This is a genomic window from Paraburkholderia sp. JHI869, assembly GCF_038900775.1.
GTDB lineage: Bacteria > Pseudomonadota > Gammaproteobacteria > Burkholderiales > Burkholderiaceae > Paraburkholderia.
Window position 1 is genome coordinate 15,374 of the sequence record NZ_JAYMSC010000038.1, and the last position, 24,143, is coordinate 39,516.

At 65.6% G+C, this 24,143-nt stretch carries 25 protein-coding genes and 1 riboswitch; of the genes, 17 read left to right on the plus strand and 8 right to left on the minus strand.

Going from position 1 to position 24,143, the window contains the following annotated elements; translation table 11 throughout:
* Positions 1-22 precede the first annotated feature (22 nt).
* The 12 genes from VSR72_RS37730 to VSR72_RS37785 all read left to right on the plus strand — a co-directional run bounded on the left by VSR72_RS37730 (position 23) and on the right by VSR72_RS37785 (position 11,766).
* Positions 23-745: an LrgB family protein gene (locus VSR72_RS37730; protein WP_158758851.1), complete on the plus strand. Its 723-nt coding sequence runs from the start codon at positions 23-25 to the stop codon at positions 743-745.
* A gap of 84 nt (positions 746-829) precedes the next feature.
* A riboswitch (S-adenosyl-L-homocysteine riboswitch) is annotated at positions 830-948 on the plus strand.
* A 33-nt stretch (positions 949-981) separates the two neighbouring features.
* Positions 982-2,400, plus strand: a complete 1,419-nt coding sequence (gene ahcY, locus VSR72_RS37735) for an adenosylhomocysteinase (RefSeq protein ID WP_342957315.1) — start codon at positions 982-984, stop codon at positions 2,398-2,400.
* Positions 2,401-2,572: 172 nt separating this feature from the next.
* Positions 2,573-2,926 carry a phage holin family protein gene (locus VSR72_RS37740; RefSeq protein ID WP_028203399.1) on the plus strand — a complete coding sequence of 118 codons (354 nt, stop codon included), beginning with the start codon at positions 2,573-2,575 and terminating at the stop codon, positions 2,924-2,926.
* 52 nt (positions 2,927-2,978) lie between these two features.
* Positions 2,979-3,809: a methylenetetrahydrofolate reductase [NAD(P)H] gene (gene metF / locus VSR72_RS37745; RefSeq protein ID WP_342957316.1), complete on the plus strand. Its 831-nt coding sequence runs from the start codon at positions 2,979-2,981 to the stop codon at positions 3,807-3,809.
* Between the two features lie 334 nt (positions 3,810-4,143).
* A complete protein-coding gene (locus VSR72_RS37750) occupies positions 4,144-5,778 on the plus strand; it encodes an ABC transporter substrate-binding protein (RefSeq protein WP_342957317.1) in 1,635 nt (544 codons plus the stop codon).
* A gap of 127 nt (positions 5,779-5,905) precedes the next feature.
* Positions 5,906-6,919: an ABC transporter permease subunit gene (locus VSR72_RS37755; protein WP_342957318.1), complete on the plus strand. Its 1,014-nt coding sequence runs from the start codon at positions 5,906-5,908 to the stop codon at positions 6,917-6,919.
* Between the two features lie 54 nt (positions 6,920-6,973).
* Positions 6,974-7,891, plus strand: a complete 918-nt coding sequence (locus VSR72_RS37760; protein ID WP_342957362.1) for an ABC transporter permease subunit — start codon at positions 6,974-6,976, stop codon at positions 7,889-7,891.
* 2 nt (positions 7,892-7,893) lie between these two features.
* Positions 7,894-8,892, plus strand: coding sequence for an ABC transporter ATP-binding protein (locus VSR72_RS37765; protein WP_342957319.1), 999 nt, complete (start codon positions 7,894-7,896; stop codon positions 8,890-8,892).
* Complete coding sequence (locus VSR72_RS37770) at positions 8,889-9,923, plus strand: peptide ABC transporter ATP-binding protein (RefSeq protein WP_342957320.1); 1,035 nt, start codon at positions 8,889-8,891, stop codon at positions 9,921-9,923. Before VSR72_RS37765 ends, VSR72_RS37770 begins: the two co-directional genes overlap by 4 nt.
* Before the next feature lie 196 nt (positions 9,924-10,119).
* Entirely contained in the window at positions 10,120-11,232 is a 1,113-nt protein-coding gene (locus VSR72_RS37775; protein WP_342957363.1) for a TraB/GumN family protein, read from the plus strand.
* Positions 11,233-11,348: 116 nt separating this feature from the next.
* Positions 11,349-11,600 (plus strand): glycosyltransferase, encoded by a 252-nt coding sequence (locus VSR72_RS37780; RefSeq protein WP_342957321.1) that lies wholly within the window; start codon positions 11,349-11,351, stop codon positions 11,598-11,600.
* 31 nt (positions 11,601-11,631) lie between these two features.
* The gene (locus VSR72_RS37785; protein ID WP_342957322.1) at positions 11,632-11,766 is read left to right on the plus strand and encodes a hypothetical protein; all 135 of its coding nucleotides are present in this window, start codon (positions 11,632-11,634) and stop codon (positions 11,764-11,766) included.
* Positions 11,767-11,820: 54 nt separating this feature from the next.
* On the opposite strand, the gene VSR72_RS37790 is transcribed toward VSR72_RS37785, so the two are convergent.
* From VSR72_RS37790 to pxpB, 5 genes are all read right to left on the minus strand, one after another.
* Positions 11,821-12,774, minus strand: a complete 954-nt coding sequence (locus VSR72_RS37790) for a DUF979 domain-containing protein (RefSeq protein ID WP_342957323.1) — start codon at positions 12,772-12,774, stop codon at positions 11,821-11,823.
* Positions 12,771-13,508 carry a DUF969 domain-containing protein gene (locus VSR72_RS37795; protein ID WP_342957324.1) on the minus strand — a complete coding sequence of 246 codons (738 nt, stop codon included), beginning with the start codon at positions 13,506-13,508 and terminating at the stop codon, positions 12,771-12,773. Before VSR72_RS37795 ends, VSR72_RS37790 begins: the two co-directional genes overlap by 4 nt.
* 204 nt (positions 13,509-13,712) lie before the next feature.
* Complete coding sequence (gene pxpA, locus VSR72_RS37800) at positions 13,713-14,468, minus strand: 5-oxoprolinase subunit PxpA (RefSeq protein ID WP_342957325.1); 756 nt, start codon at positions 14,466-14,468, stop codon at positions 13,713-13,715.
* Between the two features lie 45 nt (positions 14,469-14,513).
* On the minus strand, positions 14,514-15,593 hold the full coding sequence (locus VSR72_RS37805; protein WP_342957326.1) for a biotin-dependent carboxyltransferase family protein: 1,080 nt from the start codon (positions 15,591-15,593) through the stop codon (positions 14,514-14,516).
* A complete protein-coding gene (gene pxpB, locus VSR72_RS37810; protein WP_342957327.1) occupies positions 15,590-16,249 on the minus strand; it encodes a 5-oxoprolinase subunit PxpB in 660 nt (219 codons plus the stop codon). The genes VSR72_RS37805 and pxpB overlap by 4 nt, the downstream gene beginning before the upstream one ends.
* A 204-nt stretch (positions 16,250-16,453) precedes the next feature.
* Between pxpB and VSR72_RS37815 the strand changes: the two genes are divergently transcribed.
* Complete coding sequence (locus tag VSR72_RS37815; protein ID WP_112169842.1) at positions 16,454-16,966, plus strand: winged helix DNA-binding protein; 513 nt, start codon at positions 16,454-16,456, stop codon at positions 16,964-16,966.
* Between the two features lie 27 nt (positions 16,967-16,993).
* Here the strand turns inward: VSR72_RS37815 and VSR72_RS37820 are convergent, their stop codons facing one another.
* The gene (locus VSR72_RS37820; RefSeq protein ID WP_342957364.1) at positions 16,994-17,629 is read right to left on the minus strand and encodes a 5-formyltetrahydrofolate cyclo-ligase; all 636 of its coding nucleotides are present in this window, start codon (positions 17,627-17,629) and stop codon (positions 16,994-16,996) included.
* 8 nt (positions 17,630-17,637) lie between these two features.
* Here VSR72_RS37820 and VSR72_RS37825 point away from each other — a divergent pair, with 8 nt between their 5' ends.
* The 4 genes from VSR72_RS37825 to VSR72_RS37840 all read left to right on the plus strand — a co-directional run bounded on the left by VSR72_RS37825 (position 17,638) and on the right by VSR72_RS37840 (position 22,658).
* A complete protein-coding gene (locus VSR72_RS37825) occupies positions 17,638-19,611 on the plus strand; it encodes a transglycosylase SLT domain-containing protein (protein ID WP_342957328.1) in 1,974 nt (657 codons plus the stop codon).
* A 146-nt stretch (positions 19,612-19,757) separates the two neighbouring features.
* The gene (locus tag VSR72_RS37830; protein WP_342957329.1) at positions 19,758-20,714 is read left to right on the plus strand and encodes a complex I NDUFA9 subunit family protein; all 957 of its coding nucleotides are present in this window, start codon (positions 19,758-19,760) and stop codon (positions 20,712-20,714) included.
* A gap of 55 nt (positions 20,715-20,769) precedes the next feature.
* Complete coding sequence (locus tag VSR72_RS37835) at positions 20,770-21,420, plus strand: glutathione S-transferase family protein (RefSeq protein WP_342957330.1); 651 nt, start codon at positions 20,770-20,772, stop codon at positions 21,418-21,420.
* Entirely contained in the window at positions 21,417-22,658 is a 1,242-nt protein-coding gene (locus tag VSR72_RS37840; RefSeq protein ID WP_342957331.1) for a multifunctional CCA addition/repair protein, read from the plus strand. The genes VSR72_RS37835 and VSR72_RS37840 overlap by 4 nt, the downstream gene beginning before the upstream one ends.
* A 19-nt stretch (positions 22,659-22,677) precedes the next feature.
* On the opposite strand, the gene VSR72_RS37845 is transcribed toward VSR72_RS37840, so the two are convergent.
* Positions 22,678-22,872 (minus strand): DUF2905 domain-containing protein, encoded by a 195-nt coding sequence (locus tag VSR72_RS37845; protein ID WP_321915292.1) that lies wholly within the window; start codon positions 22,870-22,872, stop codon positions 22,678-22,680.
* A gap of 30 nt (positions 22,873-22,902) precedes the next feature.
* Entirely contained in the window at positions 22,903-24,105 is a 1,203-nt protein-coding gene (locus VSR72_RS37850) for an SAM-dependent methyltransferase (protein WP_342957332.1), read from the minus strand.
* Positions 24,106-24,143 lie beyond the last annotated feature (38 nt).

Below are 24,143 nucleotides of genomic sequence, written 5' to 3' on the forward strand. Positions count from 1 at the left end.
ATAGAAAGAGGGTGATTCCGTCATGAACACGTTTTATGCATCCCTGTTCGCCGACGACGCGGCGCGGCTGATCGCCGCCGGCTGCTTCATCCTCACCGTCGCGCTCTATTTCGCCTCGAAGGCGCTCTATGCGCGCTTTCGCTCGCCGTGGCTCACGCCGCTCGTCGCGGTGCCCGCGGTGCTCGGCGTGTTCGTGCTGGTGCTCCATATTCCGTATCCGGTCTACTTCCAGGATACGCGCTGGCTCATGTGGCTGCTCGGCCCGGCCACGGTGGCCTTCGCGGTGCCGATCTACGAATACCGTGATCTGCTCAAGCGCCACTGGATCTCGCTCACCGTGGGCGTGACGGTCGGCATCGTCGTGGCGGTGGGCGGCTCGCTCGCGCTGGCCAAGCTCCTGCATCTCTCGCCCGATCTGCAGCGCAGCCTGATGACGCGCTCGATCTCCACGCCGTTCGCGCTCGCCGTTTCGGACAAGATCCACGCGCCGCGCGACCTCACCGCGCTCTTCGTGATCGCCACGGGGGTGTGCGGCATGCTGTTCGGCGAGCTGGTGCTCGGCCTCGTGCCGCTGCGCACCCGGCTTGCGCGCGGCGCGCTCTTTGGCGCGGCGGCGCACGGCGTGGGCACGGCGAAGGCGCGCGAACTGGGCAGCGAAGAGGGCGTGGTGGCGAGCCTCACGATGATGATCGCGGGCGTGGTGATGGTGCTGCTCGCGCCTGCGCTGGGATTCCTGCCGGTTTGAAGTCTCGCGGGCGCGCTCGTGCCCGCTTTATTCCCCGCTGCTCGCACGCGCGAGCGCCATCCCAATTTGATACAATCTCGGCTCGCTTTCGAGGAGCGTTGCGACGGATTCTCTGTAATCCGCCAGGCTCGAAGGCGCTCAATACGGTTGATTCGAGGGCTCGATGCCGCGAATTCACCGCACTGAAACGGCGCTCACGTCTTTAATTTCTAGTCACTTTTAGAAAGGAGGGCGTGATGAACGCCGCAGTTCCGCAAGATCAAGCCAAAGATTTCATCGTCGCCGACATGTCGCTCGCAGCCTGGGGCCGCAAGGAACTCGACATCGCCGAGACCGAAATGCCGGGCCTCGTGCAAACCCGCGAAGAATACAAGGCGCAGCAGCCGCTCAAGGGCGCGCGCATCGCAGGTTCGCTGCACATGACGATCCAGACGGGCGTGCTGATCGAAACGCTGACGGCACTCGGCGCCGACGTGCGCTGGGCCTCGTGCAACATCTTCTCGACGCAAGACCACGCTGCCGCCGCTATCGCCGCGGGCGGCACGCCGGTGTTCGCATTCAAGGGCGAATCGCTCGACGAATACTGGGAGTTCTCGCACCGCATTTTCGAATGGCCGAACGGCGAGTTCGCCAATATGATCCTCGACGACGGCGGCGACGCAACGCTGCTGCTGATCCTCGGCTCGAAGGCTGAAAAGGACCGCTCGGTCATCGCCAAGCCGACGAACGAAGAAGAAGTCGCGCTGTACAAGTCGATCGCCGCGCACCTCGACGTCGATCCGACGTGGTACTCGAAGCGCCTCGCGCACATCAAGGGCGTGACCGAAGAAACCACGACGGGCGTGCACCGCCTGTACCAGATGGAGAAGGAAGGCCGTCTGCCGTTCCCGGCCATCAACGTCAACGACTCGGTCACGAAGTCGAAGTTCGACAACCTGTACGGCTGCCGCGAATCGCTCGTCGACGGCATCAAGCGCGCGACCGACGTGATGATCGCGGGCAAGATCGCAGTCGTGGCCGGTTACGGCGACGTGGGCAAGGGCTGCGCGCAATCGCTGCGCGGCCTGGGCGCCACGGTGTGGGTCACGGAAATCGATCCGATCTGCGCGCTGCAAGCCGCGATGGAAGGCTACCGCGTCGTGACGATGGAATACGCCGCCGACAAGGCCGACATCTTCGTGACGGCCACGGGCAACTACCATGTGATCAACCACGACCACATGAAGGCGATGCGCCACAACGCGATCGTCTGCAACATCGGCCACTTCGACTCGGAAATCGACGTCGCTTCCACGCGCCAGTACCAGTGGGACAACATCAAGCCGCAAGTCGACCACATCATCTTCCCGGACGGCAAGCGCGTGATCCTGCTGGCCGAAGGCCGCCTCGTGAACCTGGGCTGCGCCACGGGCCACCCGTCGTTCGTGATGTCGAATTCGTTCACGAACCAGACGCTCGCACAGATCGAACTGTTCGTCGAAGGCCAGAAGTACGAGAACAAGGTGTACGTGCTGCCGAAGCATCTGGACGAGAAGGTGGCGCGCCTGCACCTCGCGCGCATCGGCGCGAACCTCTCCGTGCTGTCGGACGACCAGGCTTCGTACATCGGCGTCGACAAGAACGGTCCGTTCAAGCCGAACCACTATCGCTACTAAAGCGATACATCGCGATACAACTCGGCTTGACGTTTTAAGCCGCGTTTAAGCGGTCAAGCGGATGCTGACCCCAATCCCTGCACGCGCAACCACGCGCTACGTGCAGGGACCGCGGGCGGCATCCGCCGCCGGCACCTGGCGATACAAAAGCAACGACGCAAAAGGAGTCCTTATGACCGTGCTGCTGACCTGGCTGATCAACGCGCTCGCGCTCCTGATCATCACCTGGCTCGTTCCGTCGATCCATATTCGCAGTTTCGGCACCGCGCTCATCGTCGCGATCGTGCTCGGCCTCATCAACGCCGTGCTGCGTCCGCTGCTGATCGTGCTCACGCTGCCCGTGACCATCCTCACGCTCGGCCTCTTCATCCTCGTGGTGAACGCGCTGTGCTTCTGGCTGGCGGCATCGCTGCTCAAGGGCTTCGAGGTGTCGGGCTTCTGGTCGGCATTTTTCGGCTCGATCCTGTACAGCATCGTGTCGTGGCTGCTCTCGGCGCTGATTTTCGGCAACCGCAGCCTCGGCTGACGCGGGCTCGGGCCGCTCGCATGCGCGGCCCGGCCTCAATGGCCTCATCAACATGAAACCGATCGAACTCTCATTCGAATTTTTCCCGCCGAAGACGCCGGACGGTCTGGAAAAGCTGCGCGCCACGCGCGCCGAACTTGCCACGCTCAAGCCGAAGTTCTTCTCGGTGACGTTTGGCGCGGGCGGCTCGACGCAACAGGGCACGCTCGACACCGTCGTCGATATCGCGAAGGCAGGCATCGAGGCGGCGCCGCACCTCTCGTGCATCGGCTCCTCGAAAGAGAGCCTGCGCGCGATTCTCGGCGAGTACCGCTCGCACGGCATCCGCCATATCGTGGCGCTGCGCGGCGACCTGCCCTCGGGCATGGGCGCGGTGGGCGAGCTGCGCTATGCGTCGGAGCTCGTCGCCTTCATCCGCGAGGAAACCGGCGACGCGTTCCATATCGAAGTGGCCGCGTATCCCGAATATCACCCGCAGGCGCGCTCGCCGCGTCATGACCTCGAAGCGTTCGCGCAAAAGGTGAAAGCGGGCGCCAATTCGGCGATCACGCAGTACTTCTTCAACGCGGACGCCTATTTCCGTTTTGTGGAAGACGCGAAGAAGCTGGGCGTGGATATTCCCATCGTGCCGGGCATCATGCCGATCACGAACTACTCGCAGCTCATGCGCTTTTCGGAGATGTGCGGCGCCGAAGTGCCGCGCTGGGTCGCGAAGCGCCTGGAAAGCTTTGGCGACGATCGCGATTCCATTCGCGCGTTCGGACTCGACGTGGTGACGGACCTGTGCCGCCGTCTCGTCGATGCTGGCGTGCCGGGTATCCACTTCTATACGCTCAACGCGGCGACGGCGACCAGGACGATCTGCGAGCGGCTTGGGTTCTAACGCACCCACTCGCGACTCGCCAGACGGCGACAAACCGCGCGGTTCCCGGACTTCCGGGCCGCGCGGTTTTTTTTGGGGGGGAGCGATCCTGCTGACGTGCGTCAGGATGCGCTGGCACGCCCCGAAGCGGGCGTCGATTCGGCGCGCTATTGTCGTGTTCCGGCGCAATAAAAAGGGGCAAAGCTACGCTGCACCGCACCATGCGGCAACAAGTGATCCTGTCAACCCGGCGTTTTCCACAGGCGACGGGACATTTTGGCTGGCTTGTGACTGTGGCACGTGCCAAGTAAGATCGCGCTACGCTGGCGCAAGCCAGCATTGAACTGGAGGAAACATGAAAGAAAACAAACTGTTGCGCGCTGCCCGATTGACGTCTCTCGTGGCGCTCGCAGCGGCATCGATTGCCGGGGCCCCGCTCGCGCACGCCGCGCAAAGCATTCCGAACAAGACGCTCGTCTACTGCTCGGAAGGCAGCCCCGCAGGCTTCGACCCGGCCCAGTACACCACGGGCACCGACTTCACCGCGAACACGTTCACGGTCTACAACCGCCTCGTCGAATTCGAGCGCGGCGGCACCAAGGTCGAACCGGGTCTCGCAGAGTCGTGGGACGTTTCCCCTGACGGCAAGACCTACACGTTCCATCTGCGCCATGGCGTGAAGTTCCAGACCACGTCGTTCTTCAAGCCCTCGCGCGAATTCAACGCCGACGACGTCGTGTTCTCGTTCGATCGCATGCTCAATCCGAACAACGCGTTCCGCAAGGCGTACCCGGTGTCGTTCCCGTACTTCACCGACATGGGCCTCGACAAGCTGATCGCGAAGGTCGAAAAGGTCGATCCGTACACGGTCAAGTTCACGCTGAACGAGCCGAACGCGCCGTTCATCCAGAACATGGCGATGGAATTCGCCTCGATCCTCTCGGCTGAATACGCAGATCAGCTGATGAAGGCCGGCAAGGCCGCCGACATGAACCAGTACCCGGTCGGCACGGGTCCGTTCATCTTCAAGAGCTACACGAAGGACGCGACCATCCGTTTCGACGGCAATCCTGACTACTGGAAGCCGGGCGCGGTGAAGCTCTCCAAGCTGATCTTCTCGATCACGCCGGATGCGAGCGTGCGCGTGCAGAAGATCAAGCGCGACGAATGCCAGGTGATGAGCTATCCGCGTCCCGCCGACATCGCGCCGCTGAAGGCCGAGGCGAACATCGCGATGCCGTCGCAGCCGGGCTTCAACCTGGGCTATCTGTCGTACAACGTCACGCACAAGCCGCTCGACAACGTGGACGTGCGCCACGCGCTCGACATGGCGATCAACAAGAAGGCGATCATCGACTCCGTGTACCAGGGCGCGGGCCAGCTCGCCACCAACCCGATGCCGCCGACGCAATGGTCCTACGTCAAGAACCTGCCGGCCAATGCATACGACCCGGAGAAGGCCAAGGCGCTGCTCGCCAAGGCCGGCGTGTCGAACGGTTTCGAGATCACGCTGTGGGCCATGCCCGTTCAGCGCGCCTACAATCCGAACGCACGTCTGATGGCCGAAATGATCCAGGCCGACTGGGCCAAGATCGGCGTGAAGGCGAAGATCGTCACGTATGAATGGGGCGAGTACATCAAGCGCGCGCACGCAGGCGAGGACGACTCGATGCTGATCGGCTGGACGGGCGACAACGGCGACCCCGACAACTGGCTCGGCACGCTGCTCGGCTGCGAGGCCGTGAACGGCAACAACTTCGGCAAGTGGTGCTACAAGCCGTTCGACGACCTGGTCCAGAAGGGCCGCCAGACGTCGGATGTTGCGCAGCGCACCAAGTTCTACCAGGAAGCGCAGCAGATCTTCGCGAAGCAACTGCCGTTCTCGCCGATCGCTCACTCGACCGTCTATCAGCCGGTGAGCAAGAAGGTGACCGACATGCGCATCGAACCGCTCGGCTACGCGCGCTTCGACGGCGTGGGCATGCAGTAATGTTTATCGGGTAGTTTTCGCCCGGCTTTCACTTGATCGGAAAGCGGGCGAAATATGGTCCGGCGACCGGGGTCACGAGCCCCTGTCGCCGGTTGCGTTTCATTTCAAGCTTTTGGGGGAACACCACATGTTCCGCTTCGTATTGCGCCGCATCGGCATGGTCATACCCACGTTCATCGGTATCACCATCCTTGCGTTCGCACTCATCCACCTGATTCCGGGCGACCCTATCGAAGTGATGATGGGTGAGCGCGGCGTCGATCCGCAAATGCACGCCGAGGCGATGCACCGTCTGGGGCTCGACGAGCCTCTGCCGATGCAGTACTTCCACTACGTCTGGCACGCTGTGCACGGCAATCTCGGCACCTCGATCATCACCAACACGAGCGTGATGGGCGAGTTTCTCGCGCGCTTTCCCGCCACCGTCGAACTGTCGATCTGCGCGCTCATTTTCGCGCTCGCGATCGGCTTGCCCGCTGGCGTGTTCGCGGCACTGCGGCGCGGCACCGTCGTCGATCACGGCGTCATGGGCACCGCGCTCACCGGCTACTCCATGCCGATCTTCTGGTGGGGGCTCATCCTCATCATGGTGTTCTCGTCGAAACTCGGCTGGACGCCTGTGTCGGGCCGCATCGCGGTGGAATTCGACATTCCGCACGTGACCGGCTTCATGCTGATCGACTCGCTCATGCCCGGCACCGACGAAGGCGCGTTCAGGTCGGTTCTGAGCCACCTGATCCTGCCGGCCATCGTGCTCGGCACGATTCCGCTCGCCGTGGTCGCGCGCATGACGCGTTCTTCCATGCTCGAAGTGCTGCGCGAGGACTACATCCGCACCGCACGCGCCAAGGGTCTTTCGCCCCTGCGCGTGATCGTCGTGCATGCGCTGCGCAACGCGCTCATTCCCGTGGTGACCGTGATCGGCCTGCAGGTCGGCACGCTGCTCGCGGGCGCGGTGCTGACCGAAACGCTGTTCTCCTGGCCCGGCATCGGCAAATGGCTGATCGACGCGATCAGCCGGCGCGACTACCCGGTGGTGCAAGGCGGCATTCTCATGATCGCGACGCTCGTGATCGTCGTGAACCTGTTCGTCGATCTGCTGTACGGCGTGCTCAACCCGCGCATTCGACATACGAGGTAAGCGAGCCATGACAATGCACACCCCACAACACAATCGCCGACACCAGGAGGCATGATGGCTGACATTCAGAACACCGTGCCTCGCGCCGTCACGCCGCCTTCGGGCCGCGCGCTCGTGCTGCGCGAATTCTGGGCGAACTTCTCGCGCAACAAGGGCGCCGTGGGCGCCGGGATCATCGTGCTCGCGCTGATCGTCATCGCGATCTTCGCGCCGCTCATCGCGCCGCACAGCCCCATCGAGCAATACCGCGACAACGTGAAGATCCCGCCCGCCTGGCTCGACGGCGGCAACTGGAAGTTCATTCTCGGCACCGACGAAGCGGGCCGCGACATCCTCTCGCGTCTGATGTACGGCGCGCGGCTGTCGCTGTGGATCGGCTGCGTCTCGGTCGTGCTCGCGCTGATTCCGGGCATCGTGCTCGGGCTTGTGGCCGCGTTCTTCGAGAAGTGGGCCGACACGCCGATCATGCGTCTCATGGACGTGCTGCTCGCGCTGCCTTCGCTGCTGCTGGCCGTGGCCGTGGTCGCGATCATCGGCCCGGGGCTCACGAACACGATGCTCGCGATTGCGATCGTCGCGCTGCCCGGTTACGTGCGTCTCACGCGCGGTTCGGCTTTGGGCGAACTGCACAAGGAGTACGTGACCGCTTCGCGCGTGGCCGGTGCCGGCACGCTTCGCTTGATGTTCTCGCAGGTGCTGCCCAACTGCACGGCGCCGCTCATCGTGCAGGCAACGCTCGGCTTTTCCTCGGCGATTCTCGACGCCGCCGCGCTCGGCTTCCTCGGCCTCGGCGTGCAGCCGCCGCGTGCGGAGTGGGGCGCGATGCTCGCCTCGGCGCGCGACTATATCGACAGCGCATGGTGGATCGTCACGATGCCGGGTCTGTCCATCCTCATTTCGGTGCTCGCGATCAACCTGCTCGGCGACGGGCTGCGCGACGCACTCGATCCCAAGCTCAAGCGGATGGCCTGATCATGACTCAAGACCTTTTGACCATCCGCAATCTGGCGGTGAACTTCAACGGCCTGCCCGCCGTTGACCGCGTGAATCTGTCCGTCGCGCCGGGTGAAGTCCTCGGCATCGTCGGCGAATCGGGCTCGGGCAAGAGCGTGACGATGATGGCGCTCATGGGCCTGATCGACGCGCCGGGCAAGGTAAGCGCCGACTCGATCACGTTCGATGGCCGCGATCTCCTCAACGCCACCGGCAAAGAGCGTCGCCGCATCGTGGGCAAGGACATCGCCATGGTGTTCCAGGACGCGCTCACGAGCCTGAATCCGAGCTATACCGTCGGCTATCAGATCAAGGAAGTGCTCAAGCTGCACGAAGGCCTGCGCGGCTCGGCGCTCCATGCGCGCGCACTGGAACTGCTCGACCAGGTTGGCATTCCCGACGCGAAGAACCGTATCGACAACTTCCCGCACCAGATGTCGGGCGGCATGAACCAGCGCGTGATGATCGCGATGGCCGTGGCCTGCAACCCGAAGCTCCTGATCGCCGACGAGCCCACCACGGCGCTCGACGTGACGATCCAGGCGCAGATCATGGAACTGCTCGTGCGCCTGCAGAAAGACCGCGGCATGGCGCTCGTGCTGATTTCGCACGATCTGGCCGTGGTTTCGGAAGTCGCGCAGCGCGTGGCCGTGATGTACGCGGGCGAGATCATCGAGACCAACCGCGTGCCGGACATCTTTTCGCGTCCGCATCATCCGTACACGGAAGCGCTGCTCGCTGCGATCCCCGAGCACAACAAGGGAGCGATGCGTCTTGCCGCGCTGCCCGGCATGGTGCCCGGCCGCGACGACCGGCCGAGCGGCTGCCTCTTCGCGCCGCGCTGCAAGTACGTGGTGGACGACTGCATGAAGGCGCGGCCCGCGCTCGACGCGGTGACCGATGAAAGCGGCTATGCGCAAGTGCGCTGCATCAAGCCGCTGAACGCGATGGTGACTCAATCCAACGGAGGCGCGCGATGAACGCAGTCCAGCAACACGCGGCTCATGAGGACCACAAGGACGATAAGGTTCTGGTCGCGGAAGATCTCAAGAAGCATTACTCCGTCAAGCGCGGCATGTTCGGCACGGGCACCGTGAAGGCGCTCAACGGCGTGTCGTTCTCGCTCACGCGCGGGCGCACGCTCGCCGTGGTGGGCGAGTCCGGCTGCGGCAAATCGACGCTCGCGCGCCAGCTCACGATGATCGAGCCGCCCTCCGCGGGCAAGCTGACCATCGACGGCGAAGACGTTGCGCACGCAAACGCCGCGAAGATCGCCGCGCTGCGCCGGCGCGTGCAGATGGTGTTTCAGAACCCGTTCGCCTCGCTCAACCCGCGCAAGACCGTGGAGCAGACGCTCGGCGAGCCGCTCGCCATCAACACGCGGCTCACGGCGAGCGAGCGCGCGGACCGCATCGCGCACATGATGCGCATCGTCGGTTTGCGGCCCGAGCACGCCAAGCGCTATCCGCATATGTTCTCGGGCGGCCAGCGCCAGCGCGTGGCGATCGCGCGCGCCATGATCCTCGACCCGCAGATCGTCGTGGCCGACGAGCCGGTTTCCGCGCTCGACGTCTCGATCCAGGCGCAGATTCTCAATCTGTTCATGGACCTGCAGGAGCAGTTCCGCACGAGCTACGTGTTCATTTCGCACAACCTTGCCGTGGTCGAGCACATTGCCGACGACGTGATGGTGATGTATCTGGGCGGCGTGGCGGAGCTGGGCGACAAGGACACGGTGATCTCGCGGCCGCGCCATCCGTACACGCGCTCGCTGCTTTCGGCTACGCCCGCGATCTTCGAAGCGGACCGTCGCGTGAAGATCAAGCTCGAGGGCGAATTGCCTTCGCCGCTGAACCCGCCGTCTGGTTGCACGTTCCACCAACGTTGTCCATACGCGATCGACAGGTGTCGTAAGGAAGTTCCTGCACTTCGCGAAGTGGACGGCCGTCAGGTATCCTGCCATCGTGCAGAGGAGGTGGGGGAAGAGGATGGGCGGCCCATGCCGGCCTGAAGCGACGGCGGCGCGTCGTTTTATTGATGCGCGCCGCCAGTTACATGGCGGCCGTCGTGCCGCCTTTTTCACTGTTTTCCCCACCGTTTTCTCCGCCGCCCTTTCAATCATTCCGGCTGCCGCTTTTGCCGTGGTCGCCGGGCTGTGTACGGCTGGTCGTGTGACTTTCGGTGTGGTTTTTGGTGTGGCATTGGTTGTGGCGTTCCGTGCGGCGTTGAAGATGGCGTCGAGCGGGGCGTTGCGCGCGGCGCTCGTCCTGGCGCTCGCGTTCGGCGCGCTCGCGCTTGCGCTCGCGCCGGGCGTGGCGTTCGCGGGGGGCGTCGTTGCCAACACGCCCGGGGTGCACCCAGCGGTGCCCATGCCGCCGGGTTCCACTCGCGGTTCGAACGGCGGCATTCCCGGTTTTCACGCTGCGCCCGCCGTGCCGAGCTACGCCTCGGGCACGACGGCTGGCGGTCCGGTGCGCACGCAACCCGCGCGCATGCCGTTCTACGTCGCCTCGCGCGGCAATCTCACGATCTATCTGCTCGGCACGCTCCACGTGGGCGACCCCGCCGACTATCCGCCTGGCCAGCCGTTTCGCCCGCCGGTTCTCGCGGCGCTCGCCGCGTCGCCCATTCTCGCGCTCGAGCTTTCCCCCGACGATCTGCTCGTTTCCCAGGACGACGTCTCGAAATACGGCGTGTGCAAGCGGCCCTGTCTGCCGGGTCTCCTGCCCGACCCGCTCTGGCAGAAGCTGGAGGCGCGCATGCGCGGCAATCCGGAGGCGCTGGCCGAAATCCGCAAGATGCGGCCGTGGCTCGCGTCGCTGCTCGTGGAAACCTACGATTCGCTGAGCGCCGGCCTGCAGACCGAGTACGGCACCGAAGCGCAGTTGCAGAACGTGTTCCTGCGCTGGAAGGGCCGCCGTATCGTCGGGCTGGAGACGCTCTCCGAGCAGATGCGCGCCTTCACGAACCTGAGCCTCGCGCAGCAGCGCGAGATGCTCGCACAGGATCTCGCGCAAACGCCGGCGCAAAACGTGGCCGACGTGCAGACGCTGCTGCATCTGTGGCGCGTGGGCGACGCCGACGCGATCGCCGCATGGGAATCGGCGCGCACCGAAAAGCTCTCGCACGACGCGCGGGTGGCGGCGTCGGTCGACAACCGCATCGTCTACGAGCGCAACCGGCGCTTCGTTTCGCGCATGCAGCAGTACGTGGCGCCCAACAAACCGCTCTTCGTGGCCGTCGGCGCGCTGCACCTGGGCGGCCCGAAAGGCGTGCTCCAGTTGCTGCGCCAGCGTGGGTTCAACGTCGATCCGGCCTGAGCGCAGGTGTGAGCGCCTTTGCGCTCGATCAAGAGCGCGGCCATTTAGTCAATGTTCGATATCGGTGGTTGGCACGCACGCCTGGCATGCTGTTTTCTGCCGTTGAGGTTGCCGCCATGTTCCCTCCGTCCGCCGATCAGGCGAGCGCGCCCTGCGTGAGCGTCGTCACGCCCACCTGGAACCGTGAAATGTTTTTGCCGCTCGCGTATCGCGCATTCGCGTCGCAGCGCGCGCCTGGGTTCGGACTCGAATGGATCGTGATCGACGACAGCGACGCGCCCAGCGCCTTCATGGCGAGCCTGAACGACGAGCGCGTGGTGTATCGCCATTTGCGCACGCTTCATCACGGCCGCACTTTCGCGCGGTGAGCGCATCGCGCTTGTCACCGACGACGTGGGCGTGTGCCTGCACGTGCTGCACGCCCACAACACGTCGAAGTGCTTCCCGCAGTATTTGCTGCCCGAGGCGCTTGTCGAGCGGCAGTTTCCGCACTTTTGCGAGGCGCTCGACGCCGCTTCGCTGCGCGTTCGCTGAACAAAAAAAGCCGGCTTTTCGCCGGCTTTTTCTCCACTACGCGCGTTCGCTTCGTCAAAACCCGAACACATTCAGCAGCACGATATTGGCCGCGAGAATGCCGAGCGCCGTGGGCACCTGCACGCGTATCACCGCGTTCTTGTCGGGCAGTTCGAGCAGCGCAGCGGGCACCATGTTGAAGTTCGCGGCCATCGGCGTCATGAGCGTGCCGCAGTAGCCCGAGAACATGCCGATGGCGGCCATCATCGCCGGATTGACGTGGAACACGCCCACCAGCACCGGCACGCCCACGCCGCCCGTCATCACCGGAAATGCTGCGAAGCCGTTGCCCATGATGATCGTGAAGAGCGCCATGCCCACGCAGTAGACCACGACGGCGACGAAGCGCACATCCATGTTGATGTACGACGTCGTGACGTGCGCGACGGCCTTGCCCACGCCCGCGTCCGAGAACACGAGGCCGAGCATGCCGAGCATCTGCGGCAGGACGGCGGCCCACGAGAGCGCGTCGACGAGGCGGCGCGTTTCCTTCATTGACTGGCCGACGCTGTCGCGCGTAATGATGCAGGCAATGACGAGCGCGATCACGCAGCCAATGCCGAAGCCGATCAGCGTGACGTTCTTCGGGTCGATGAGCGGCGTGCCGCCAAATACGAGATGGCCGGCCGCGAGCGTGAGCACGACGGTGACGACAGGAATGGTGAGCGCAGGCACGAAAAGCTTGTTGCCCAGACGCTTCGCGCTGGCGATACGCGTTTCGAGCGCGAGCACCTTGGGTTTGGCAGCGGTCACGCCGCCCAGACCCGCGATCAGCGCCATGGCGAGCACGAGCACGCCGACGACTTCGGCGGGCAGGCGGTCGCCAACCAGGAAAATGAGTGCATAGAGCAGCCAGAAGCCGCCCGCCGTGAAGCGGCGCGGATGCTCGCGATCCATCACGATCATGCCGCCCACGACGAGCAGCACGATGCCGAGCAGCCAGAAGAGCCAGTTGAGGGAGAGCGTCATGCTTCGTCTCCCTGGCCTGCCTGCGCTTTCGCACTCACCGCTTTCGCGCCGCCCAGTTCGCGTTCGAGCTTGCGATCGAGCAGCCAGAGCCGCGTGCCGTGAATCAGGAAGGCGCAGATCGCCGTCGGAATGCCCCACAGCGCCACATGGATCGGCTCGACCGAAACGCCCGCTTCCTTGAGCAGCGTGACCATCAGCACGATCGCGCCGAACGCGACGAAAATGTCCTCGCCGAAGAAGAGGCCCACGTTGTCGGTCGCGGCGGAGTAGGCGCGCAGCTTGTAACGCACGGCGTCGGAGAGCTTGCCGAAGCGGTTTTCAGTGGCGCCCTCGGCCATCGGCGCGATGAGCGGACGCACCATCTGCGGATGGCCGCCGAGGCCCGTCAAGCCGACGGCGGCGGTCAGCTCGCGCACGAGCAGATAGACGATGAGCAGACGCCCGGCGGTGGCGGCCTTGATGCTGCCGATCCAGATCTGCGCGCGCTCGCGCAGGCCGTGGCGCTCCAGCAGCCCGATCACGGCGAGCGGCAGCAGGATGATGAGCGGGATGTTGCGGGTCTTGATGAAGCCGGTGCCGATGGCGGCGAGAATCTTCGCCACCGGAAAGCCCCCGGCGAAACCGGTGACGACGGCCGCCGCGGCGACGATCAGCATCGGATTGAACCGCAATAAGAAGCCGGCGATGATGACGGCCACGCCGATCAGCGGCCATAAGTTGACGGTGCTCTGCATGTGGATCTCCAAACGTATTGGCTTGTCGTTGATTGCCGCGCATAGCGGCGTTGACTTCGCGGCTCTGATGGCCGTTCGTACAACTACGAACCTGCTGGGTACAACTACGCTTGGCAAGCTTGCGCTGCCGGGGGATTGCCTTGCGAAAACCTTTGGTGATACAGAGCGCGCAGCCCTCGCCGCGCGCTTTGAAGCCTGGGGACGTCAGACTTCGCCGGCGCCCGCCGCGCGCACGCCGATACCCGCGTCGTCGAGCGCTGTGCGGATGCGCCGCGCGAACGCCAGCGCGTGCGGGCCGTCGCCGTGCAGGCAAATGGTCTGCGCGTTGAGCGGCACCCAGGCGCCGTCCACGGCCTGCACGCGCTGCTCGCGGATCATCGCGAGCGTGCGCGTGAGCACCGTGTCTTCGTCGTCGAGCAGCGCGCCTGGCTCGCTGCGCGGCACGAGCGAGCCGTCCGCGCGATAACCGCGGTCGGCGAACACTTCTTCGATGGCCACGAGTCCCGCCTCGCGCGCCGCGGTCACAAGGCCGCTGCCCGCGAGCGCGAACACCGTCACCGACGGATCGAAGTCGTGCACGGCGGAGACAATCGCCTCGGCGATCTGCGGGTCGCGCGCGGCCTGGTTGTAGAGCGCGCCGTGCGGCTTAACGTGGGCGATGCGGCCGCCTTCGGCCTGGGCGATCGCGGAGAGCGCACCGAGCTGGTAGAGCACGCCCGCGTAGATTTCCTCGGGCGGCAGGTTCATCTCCTTGCGGCCGAAGTTCTCAGGGTCGTTGAAGCTCGGATGCGCGCCGATCGACACGCCTTTTTCCACGGCCCAGCGCACGCATTCGCGCATGGCATTGGCGCCGCCCGCGTGCCAGCCGCACGCGATGTTGGCCGAACTCACGAGGTCGAGCAGCGCTTCGTCGGAGCCGCAGCCTTCGCCGAGATCGGCGTTCAGATCGATGGTGGTCATGATGTATTCCTCTTACTGCTCGTCTTACCGATAGTGCTTTGAATATCACGCGTTCGCGGCTGCGCTTGAAACCCCATTCGCGCGGCGGCTCGCATAGCGCTCGTCGTGCATGGCGATCGCGGCGTCGATCTGCCGCAAATACGCCCGTTCTTCTTCCAGCGCCGCGCGCGCGACAGCCGGCGTCGCTTCCACGAAACGCACGCCGCCCGTCAGCCGTACCTGGGCGAGCTTCCACAAGTCGGCGCGAATCACGGAGCCGATCTTCGGGTAGCCGCCCGTGGTCTGGGCGTCGGCCATCAACACGATGGGCTGGCCGCTCGGCGGCACCTGGATCGTGCCGGGCAGCACGGCGTGCGAGAGCAGGTCCGCGCTGTTCGTGCGCGCGAGCGGTGTGCCCGTGAGCCGAAAGCCCATGCGGTTGCTGTTGGGGGTGATCTGCCATTCGTCGGACCACAATGCGCGCTGCGCCTCGTCCGTGAAGCTGTCGTACTCGGGGCCGCGCAGCACGCGCACGGGCGCCGCCCACGCCACGCCGTCCGGATGGCGGCCGCGCCGGTGGTGCGGCTCGTCGGCCAGCGCGAAGCCGCACCACACCGGCGCCTTCACGCCGAAGGCCGGCGCGCCCGGATCGAGCGCGGCGCGCTCGCGGCCCGGCGCGAACGAGGCGCCCGTGGCGAGCCGGTCGCCGTCTTTGAGCGCGCGGCCAGCGAGGCCGCCGAAGCCCGCCGCAAGGTCGGTGCTGCGCGAGCCGAGCATGGGCAGCACGTCGATGCCGCCCGCCACGCACACATACGCGCGCATGCCGCGCTTCGCGCCGTTCAGCACGAGTTCTTCGCCCGCGGCCACGGGCAGGCTCCACCACGACCAGACCGGGCGGCCGCCGAGCGTGGCGCCGAAGTCGGTGCCGGTGATGGCGACGCGCGTAGCGCGCGCAAAGCGCAGCGCAACGGGCCCGAAGGTGATTTCGATGCCCGCCGCGTCGGGCCGGTTGCCGACGAGGCGGTTGCCCACTTCGAGCGCGAGCGTGTCGAGCGCGCCGCCGGTGGCGACGCCCAGATGCCGGTAGCCGGGGCGGCCGAGATCCTGGACCGTGGTGAGCAGGCCCGCGCGTAGGACTTCGATCATGCGTGGAGCTCCGCGATGGTGAAACGCACGCGGTCGCCTGGCATGAGCAGCGTGGGCGGATTGTGCGCGGGGTCGAAGAGCTTCGCGGCGGTGCGGCCGATCAGTTGCCAGCCGCCGGGCGACGCAGCCGGATAAATGCCCGTCTGCTCCCCGCCGATGCCTACCGACCCGGCGGGGACGGCGAGGCGCGGCTCGCGGCGGCGCGGCGTGTGTAGCAGGGGTTCGAGGCCGCCGAGATAGGCGAAGCCGGGTTGAAAGCCGAGAAAGAACACCGTGTAGACGCCCGCGGCGTGGCGCGCGGCGACGTCCGCGGCAGCGAGTGCGCAGTGCTGCGCGACTGCTTCGAGGTCGGGACCGTCGTCGCCGCCGTAGACCACCGGTATCTCGACCTCGCGGCCTGCCTCGCTTGCGTCTTCAGCGTCGCGCCATGCGTCCCGGAGCGCGCCGGCGAGCGCTGCGGCGTCGGCCGTGAGTGGATCGAAGGTGATCGTCAGGTTGTTCATGCCAGGCACCACTTCGCGCACCGGCGTCCAGCCGCGCGCGAGCGCGGCCACAGCCCAGACGCGGCGCTGGACCTCGAGCGTGGCGGGCGGCGGCGCTTCGCAGACAAGCGCTTCGTCACCGAGAGGAAAAATGCGAGGGTCAGAATTCGGCATATTGGATCGATCAGGGACGGGTTCGACCGGTCGTCATTTGGCGCACGAGGACGGCCGGTGCCGTTCCTTCCTAGCGTACATTGTCGATAAATTATCTACAAATTATCAATAAGCGTTTTCGCCAGGCGCACGGGAAACGCGCTGCAATTACACTCACGCCACGCCGCTTTGTCTCTTCGACCACCGACTACCGGGTTATCTGCCATGTCGCGCCAGCCGACCAAGATCGTTTCGTCCGAACATCTCGTCTCCGAGTCGAGCGCCGAGCTTTCCGAGTTCGAGTACGCGCTCATCATGGCGAGCAACGCGTTCAACCGCTGGATGGTGCGCTGCATGTCGGCGGCGGGCGTGAAGGACATGACGCCGATCGAGGTGTCGCTGCTCCATCACGTCGGCCATCGCGAGCGGCGCAAGAAACTCGCGGATATCTGCTTCGTGCTCAACATCGAGGACACGCACGTGGCCACGTATGCGTTGAAGAAGCTTGTCTCCAGAGGGTATGTAAAAAGCGAAAAGACCGGCAAGGAAGTCTTTTTTTCGGTCACGCCGGAAGGGCACGACCTGTGCCTGCGCTACCGCGACGTACGCGAAAGCTGCCTCATCGCGACGCTCAAGGAAAGCGGCCTCACCAACCAGCAGATCGGCGACGCCGCGCAACTCATGCGCAATGCGTCGGGGCTCTATGACACGGCCGCGCGCGCGGCGGCTTCGCTTTGAGCGACGCTGTGAATCACTAAGGCGCGTTCAGCGCTCGCGTGAACGTTGGCAAAGGTGCGTGGCGGCTTCGGTCACCACAGCGTCGAGCGGCAGATCGTGCGCCTCGCGCGCGAGCACGCCGTCGTCGATGCGGCACGCTTCATACGCAATGCCAACGGTAACGGGCAACGCCCCGCCCGGCCACGCGGCCAGCGTGCGGTCGTAGTAGCCGCCGCCGTAGCCGAGGCGATAGCCGTCGCGATCGAAACCCACGCAGGGCACGAGAAGGAGATCGGGCACGATCACTTCCTGCGACTGCGGCTCGAGGATTCCGTGATGGCCTTCGCGCATCGGTGCGTCCGGCGTCCAGGCGTGGAACACGAGCGGCGTATGGCGCTCGGGAATGGCGGGCAGGGCGGCGCGGCGTAATGTATCGGCGGCATCGGCTGCGAGCCAGGCGGTGATCCACGCGCGTGCATCGAACTCGCCGCGCAAGGGCCAATAGAACCCGATCGAACGCGGCGAAAATTGCGCGACGAGCGCATCGAGACGAGCCGTCAGCGCGAGACCGATTGCCACGTCGGAAGCCGCCTCAATTCGCCGAGGAAGCAGCCTTGCACGCCAGTCCTTTTTGGATTCCGTGTGAGGGTTGCGTGCTATGCTTGGGTTCACCTCGCGCTCCAGAAATAACGATGTCCAAACGCCTTGTCCGAGTATATCGCGTGGTCGGTCTCGCACTGACTGCAGCGGCACTCGTAGCATGCAGCACGGCGGACGCCGTGCGCCCCGTCGCACTGCCCGTAGGCGCAGTCCTTTCCAACGACGACCAGACTTTCATCCAGCTTCGCGAAGCCGCGCGCAACAACGATCCCGCGCGCGCCGCGCAACTCGCTGCGATGATTCCCGATTACCCGGCGCCGTCGTATCTCGAATACTTCCAGCTCAAGCCGCAGTTGTTCGATTCGCAAGGCCACGCGCGCATCGACGCGCCCGATGCGCCGGTGCTGTCGTTCCTGCAGCGCTATGACGGCCAGGCGATCGCCGACCGCATGCGCAACGACTATCTGACCGTGCTGGGCGCGCGCCACGACTGGGCGAATTTCGACCAGCAATACTCGCGCTTCGTGCTCAACGACGACACGCAGGTGAAGTGCTACGCGCTGGAGTCGCGTGCGTCGCGCGGCGAGAACGTCGCGAACGACGCGCGCGCGCTGCTCGTCGAGCCGCGCTATTACGGCGACGGCTGCGTCGATCTCATCACCGCGCTCGCCATCAAAGGCCAGTTCTCGAGCGACGACGTGTGGCAGCAGATCCGCCTCGCGTACGAGCAGAATCAGACATCGACCGGCGCGAAGCTGCTCGACGGCCTTTCGCAGCGCCCCGACCCGACCGCGTTCAGCCAGGCCGTGAGCACGCCGCCGCTCACGCTCGCGCAAGGTGTCACCGGCGATCCGCAATCGCACCAGCTCGCGCTGCTCGCCATCACCGTGATGGCGGCCAACGATCCGGCGATGGCCGCGGCCACCTTCGCCACCGTCGCGCCGCAGCTCACTTCGCCTGAGCGCGCGATCGGCTGGGGCACGATCGGCTATCAAGGCGCATTGAAGCGCCTGCCCGCCACGCTCGGCTGGTATCGCCTCTCGGTCAACGCGCCGCTCTCGACCCCGGCTTACGAATGGCGTACGCGCGCCGCGCTGCTGGGCGGCGACTGGACGATGGTGCGCTGGTCGATCGAGCAGATGCCAGCCGCGCTGCGTGCGCAACCGTCGTGGGTCTACTGGCACGCGCGCGCGCTCAAACAGGCGGGCGAAACGGGCGCGGCGAACCAGGAATTCGCGTCGATCTCGCAGGGCTACAACTTCTACGGCCAGCTCGCCACCGAAGAACTCGGCCAGAAGATCACCATCCCGCCGAAGACCGCCGTGAGCGACGCCGAAATCGCGCAGGCCGCGCAAACGCCGGGCTTCGCACTCGCGCAGCGCTTCTATGCGCTGAACCTGCGGCTCGAAGGCAATCGTGAGTGGAACTGGCCGCTGCGCGGTATGAGCGACCGGCAGTTGCTCGCCGTCGCCGAGTACGCGAAACGCATCCAGCTGCTCGACCGCACCGTCAACACGGCCGACCGCACGCAGACCGAGCACGACTTCTCGCTGCGTTATCTCGCGCCGTTCCGCGACGTAGTGGAGCGCGACGCGCAGACCAACGGCCTCGACGTCGAATGGGCCTACGGCCTTATCCGCCAGGAATCGCGTTTCATTCTCAACGCGAAGTCGGGCGTGGGCGCGAGCGGCCTCATGCAGATCATGCCGGCCACGGCGCAGATGGTCGCGAAGAAGATCGGCCTCGGCCCGCTCTCGCGCGATCAACTCAACGATCTCAACACGAATATCCTGCTCGGAACGAACTATTTGTCGATGATCTACAATCAGTTCGACGGCTCCGCCGTGCTCGCCACCGCGGGCTACAACGCCGGGCCGGGCCGCCCGCGCGCGTGGCGCCAGACTTTGCAGGGCGGCGTCGAAGGCGCCATCTTCGCGGAAACCATTCCGTTCCAGGAAACCCGCGATTACGTGAAAAACGTGTTGTCGAACACGGTCTACTATGCGGCGCTGTTCGAGGGCCGTCCGCAATCGCTGAAGGCGCGTCTCGGCTATATCTCGCCGTAAGCGCCGGACTGTCACGCCGCGCCGCTTCCCTTCATACGGAAACGCGCGGCATGACGGCACGCTGCGTGCTCCACCTTTGGGTTGGCGCGCTGCGGGACGAACCGGACCTCGTACGCGGCGGCGCCGTCTGCCCGAGGAGGTCGAAGATGAGACATCAAGCCATTGCGGTCATCGGCGGTTCGGGATTCATCGGCAGCCATCTCGTCAACGCGCTCGTCGAGGCGGGCAAGGACGTGCGCGTCGCCACCCGCCGCCGCTACAACGCCCGCCATCTCACCCTGCTGCCCGTCGACGTGATCGAGGCCGATGTGTCCGATCCGGTCGCGCTCGCGGCGTTCGTCGAAAACGCGGATGCCGTCATCAATCTCGTCGGCACACTCAATGGCGGGCGCGGCGATCCCTACGGGCCGGGCTTCGCGAAGCTGCATGTCGATTTACCCACGAAGATCGTCGCCGCCTGTGAAGGCAAGGGCGTGCATCGCCTCATTCATATGAGTTCGCTCGGCGCCGATCCGCGCGGGCCAAGCATGTATCTGCGCTCGAAGGGCGACGGCGAGAAAGCCGTGCACGCGGCCACGGCGCTCGCCACGACGATTTTCCGGCCTTCGGTCGTGTTCGGTCCCGAAGACACGTTCCTCAACCGCTTCGCGCTGCTGCAGCGGCTCTTTCCGATGATTCCGCTCGCCATGCCCGACGCGAAGTTCCAGCCGGTGTTCGTGGGCGATGTGTCGAAGGCGATCGTCAACGTGCTCGATCTCGACGCCGCGAGCGGGCACACTTACGAACTCGGCGGCCCGACGGTCTACACGCTCGAACAGTTGCTGCAGTATTGCGGCGAAGCGGTGGGCCGCCACGCGCGAATCGTGCGGCTGCCCGACGCGTTCGGGCGCCTGCAGGCGTTGTCGTTCGAGATGGCGCCCGGCGTGCCGGTGCTCACGCGCGATAATCTCGATTCGATGAAGGTGGACAGCGTGCTCACGGGACCGCTCGCGCCCGAGCTCGATATCGAGCCCGCGAGCATCGAGACGATCGCGCCGCTCTATCTCGCCGACGCCTCGCTGCGCTCGCGGCTGAACATCTTTCGCGCCAGTGCCGGTCGCTAGCCGAAAGGCGGACTACCAGCAGGCGCTTTTTCAACTCACTACGGTCATGTGAACAATGAAGCTCGTAATCGGAGACAAGAACTATTCGTCGTGGTCGATGCGTCCGTGGGTGCTGCTCAAGCACTTCGGCATTGCATTCGAGGAAGTGCTGATCGAGCTCGACGAGCCGGGCACCAAGTCCTCGATCCTTGCGTTTTCGGCCTCGGGCAAGGTGCCGTGCCTCGTCTCCGACGACGGCTTTTCCGTATGGGATTCGCTCGCGATTGCCGAGACGCTCGCCGAGCGCTTCCCACAGCATGCGCTGTGGCCGCGCGACGCGAACGCACGCGCCCGCGCGCGCAGCGTGAGCGCCGAGATGCATTCGGGGTTCGGCGAAGTGCGCAACCACATGCCGATGAATATCCGCAAAGTGAAGCCTGGCGCCGGGGCCACGCCCGGCGCGCTCGCCGACGTCGCGCGCATCGACGCGCTCTGGCGCGAGTGCCTGGCCGCGAGCGGCGGCCCGTTCCTGTTCGGCGAATTCACCATTGCCGACGCAATGTATGCGCCGGTCGTCATGCGCTTCAATAGCTACCAGCCGAAGCTCTCGCCCGAAGCGGCGGCGTACGCGCAGCGCGTGAGCGCACTGCCCGCGGTGGCCGAGTGGGTGGAAGCCGCGCGCCGCGAAACACACATCGTCGCCGACGACGAACGCGACGACGAATGAAGATCTATGTCGTAGGCGGGGCGATCCGCGACGAGATGCTCGGGTTGCCCGTGCGCGACCGCGACTATGTCGTGGTGGGCGCGACGCCCGAGCAGATGGCCGCGCAGGGTTATCGTCCGGTGGGCAAGGACTTTCCGGTCTTTCTGCATCCCGAGACACATGAGGAATACGCGCTTGCGCGCACCGAGCGCAAGACGGCGGCGGGCTATCACGGCTTCCAGTTCTTCTACGCGCCCGACGTGACGCTCGAAGAAGACCTCGCGCGGCGCGATCTCACGATCAACGCAATGGCGCGCGAAGTGCAGCCCGGCGGCGTGCTCACGGGCGAGGTCGTCGATCCGTTCGGCGGCGCGCGCGATCTCGAAGCGCGCGTGTTTCGCCACGTGAGTGAGGCGTTTCTCGAAGACCCCGTGCGCATTCTTCGCATCGCACGTTTCGCCGCGCGTTTCGCCGATTTCACCGTCGCGCCCGAAACGCTCGAACTCATGCGCGAGATGGTCGCATCGGGCGAAGTCGATGCGCTCGTGCCCGAACGCGTGTGGCAGGAAATCGCTCGCGGTCTCATGGAAGCGAAGCCTTCGCGCATGTTCGAGGTGCTGCGCGATTGCGGCGCGCTCGCGCGCGTGCTGCCCGAAGTCGACGTGCTGTGGGGCGTGCCGCAGCGCGCCGACTATCACCCGGAAATTGACACGGGCGTGCACGTGATGATGGTGATCGACCATGCGGCTGCGCAGGGCTACACGCTGCCTGTGCGGTTCGCCGCGCTCACGCACGATCTCGGCAAGGGCACGACGCCTGAGGACGTGCTGCCGCGTCACATTGGCCACGAAGGGCGCAGCGTCGATCTGCTCAAACCGCTGTGCGACCGGCTGCGCGTGCCCAACGACTGCCGCGAGCTGGCGGTGCTGGTTGCGCGCGAGCACGGCAACGTGCATCGCGTGATGGAGATGGGGGCGGCTGCGCTCGTGCGCATGCTCGAGCGTTGCGACGCGTTGCGCAAGCCGGCGCGATTCGCCGAGGCGCTGCAGTCCTGCGAGGCGGATTTGCGCGGGCGGCTGAACTGGGAGAACGCGCCTTATCCGCAGGCCGAGCGTCTGCGCGTGGCGCTCGTGGCCGCGCGCGGCGTGGATGCGGGGGCGATTGCGCGCTCGATCGAACGCGGCGGCGCCGAGAAAATCAAGGAAGCGGTGCACCAGGCGCGCGTGGCGGCGGTGGAAGGCGCGCTCGCGACGGCTTAAGCGGCTCGGGCGCGCTCGCTCAAAGCACGCGCACGAGAAACGAGAGCGCCATCGAAAGCACGAGCGTCGACATGAACGGCAGCGGATACTCGCGGCCGAAAATGCGCAGCGTGATGTCACCCGGCAGCCGGCCGATGCCGAGCTTCTTGAGCCACGGCTGCGCGCTGGAGAGAATCGCGACAGCGATGAAGGTGGTGAGAAACCAGCGGATCATGGTCGCGTGGGCGTGAGTGTCAAATGAGCGTCAGAGAGTGTGGCTGCGGTCGCCGCGCGCGAATGCCGCGATGGTCTCGTCGATGCCGCGCGAAAACGCGATCACCTTGAACAGCTCGCCCATCTCCGCTTCGGAAACGAGCTTCTGCACCGCATTCGCGGCGGGCAGGAAGCGCTGCGCGTCGCGCGGATCGATCTCGCTGAGCACTTCGGTAATGCCCGCGTTCATCAGAAAGCGCGCCTGCGTGGTGTAGCCGAGCAGGTCCGCACCCGCTTCGACGCCCGCTTCGGCGATGCCTGTGAATTCCACGTGGGCGGTGATGTCCTGCAAACCGGGATAGAGGAACGGGTCGCCATGCGCGCGGTGCCGGTAGTGGCACATCAGCGTGCCTTGCTCGCGCTGCGCATGGTAGTACTCGTGGCGCGGAAATCCGTAGTCGATGAAGAACGCCGCGCCGCGCTGGAGCATCGCGCAAATCGTGCGCGTGAACGCGAGCGCGGCTTCGTGCGTTTCGGTCACGTAGTCTTCGCTGCCTTCCACGCCCGCGAGCGCGCTCTCGGGCCAGTTCGCATCGCGTCCCGAGTTCGCGGGCTGATCGGCGAAGACGAGGGCGCCGTCGCCGTTCACGCTTACGCCGCGCTCGTGCCATACGGCGTCCTTGCGCGCGAAGAGGCGCACCGGCATGGCGTCGAGCACCTCGTTGCCGATCACGACGCCTTCGAACTGCGCGGGCAGCGCATCGAGCCACGTCACGCGATCGATGAGTGCGGGCGCGAATTCAGCAATCGTCTCGCGCTGGCGCTCGCGCAATTCGCCCGAAAGATCGACGATTGCGTAGGAATCGAATGGAACGCCTGCGGCGTCGAGTGCGAGCATCACGCCTGCCGCGAGGCGGCCGGTGCCCGCGCCGAATTCCATCAGGCGGCGCGTGCCGCTGGCGGCGAGCGCTTCGCCCACCGCACGCGCGAGCGTCGCGGCAAAAAGCGGCGAAAGCTCGGGCGCGGTCACGAAGTCGCTTCCGTCTGCGGCCAGGAGGCCGAACTTGCGCGCGCCGCCACTGTAGTAACCGAGTCCCGGCGCGTAGAGCGCGCGCTCCATGTAGCGGTCGAACGGGAGCCAACCGCCCGCCGATGCGATCTCGGCGCGCAGCGTGGCCGCGAGCGCCTCGGACTGCGCGAGCGCGATCGGCTCGGGAACAGGTAAACTATCGGGTTCGTGAGCTTTCGGATTCATCCCGGCATTGTAAATGAGCGCAACTCCCGGCATCCGCC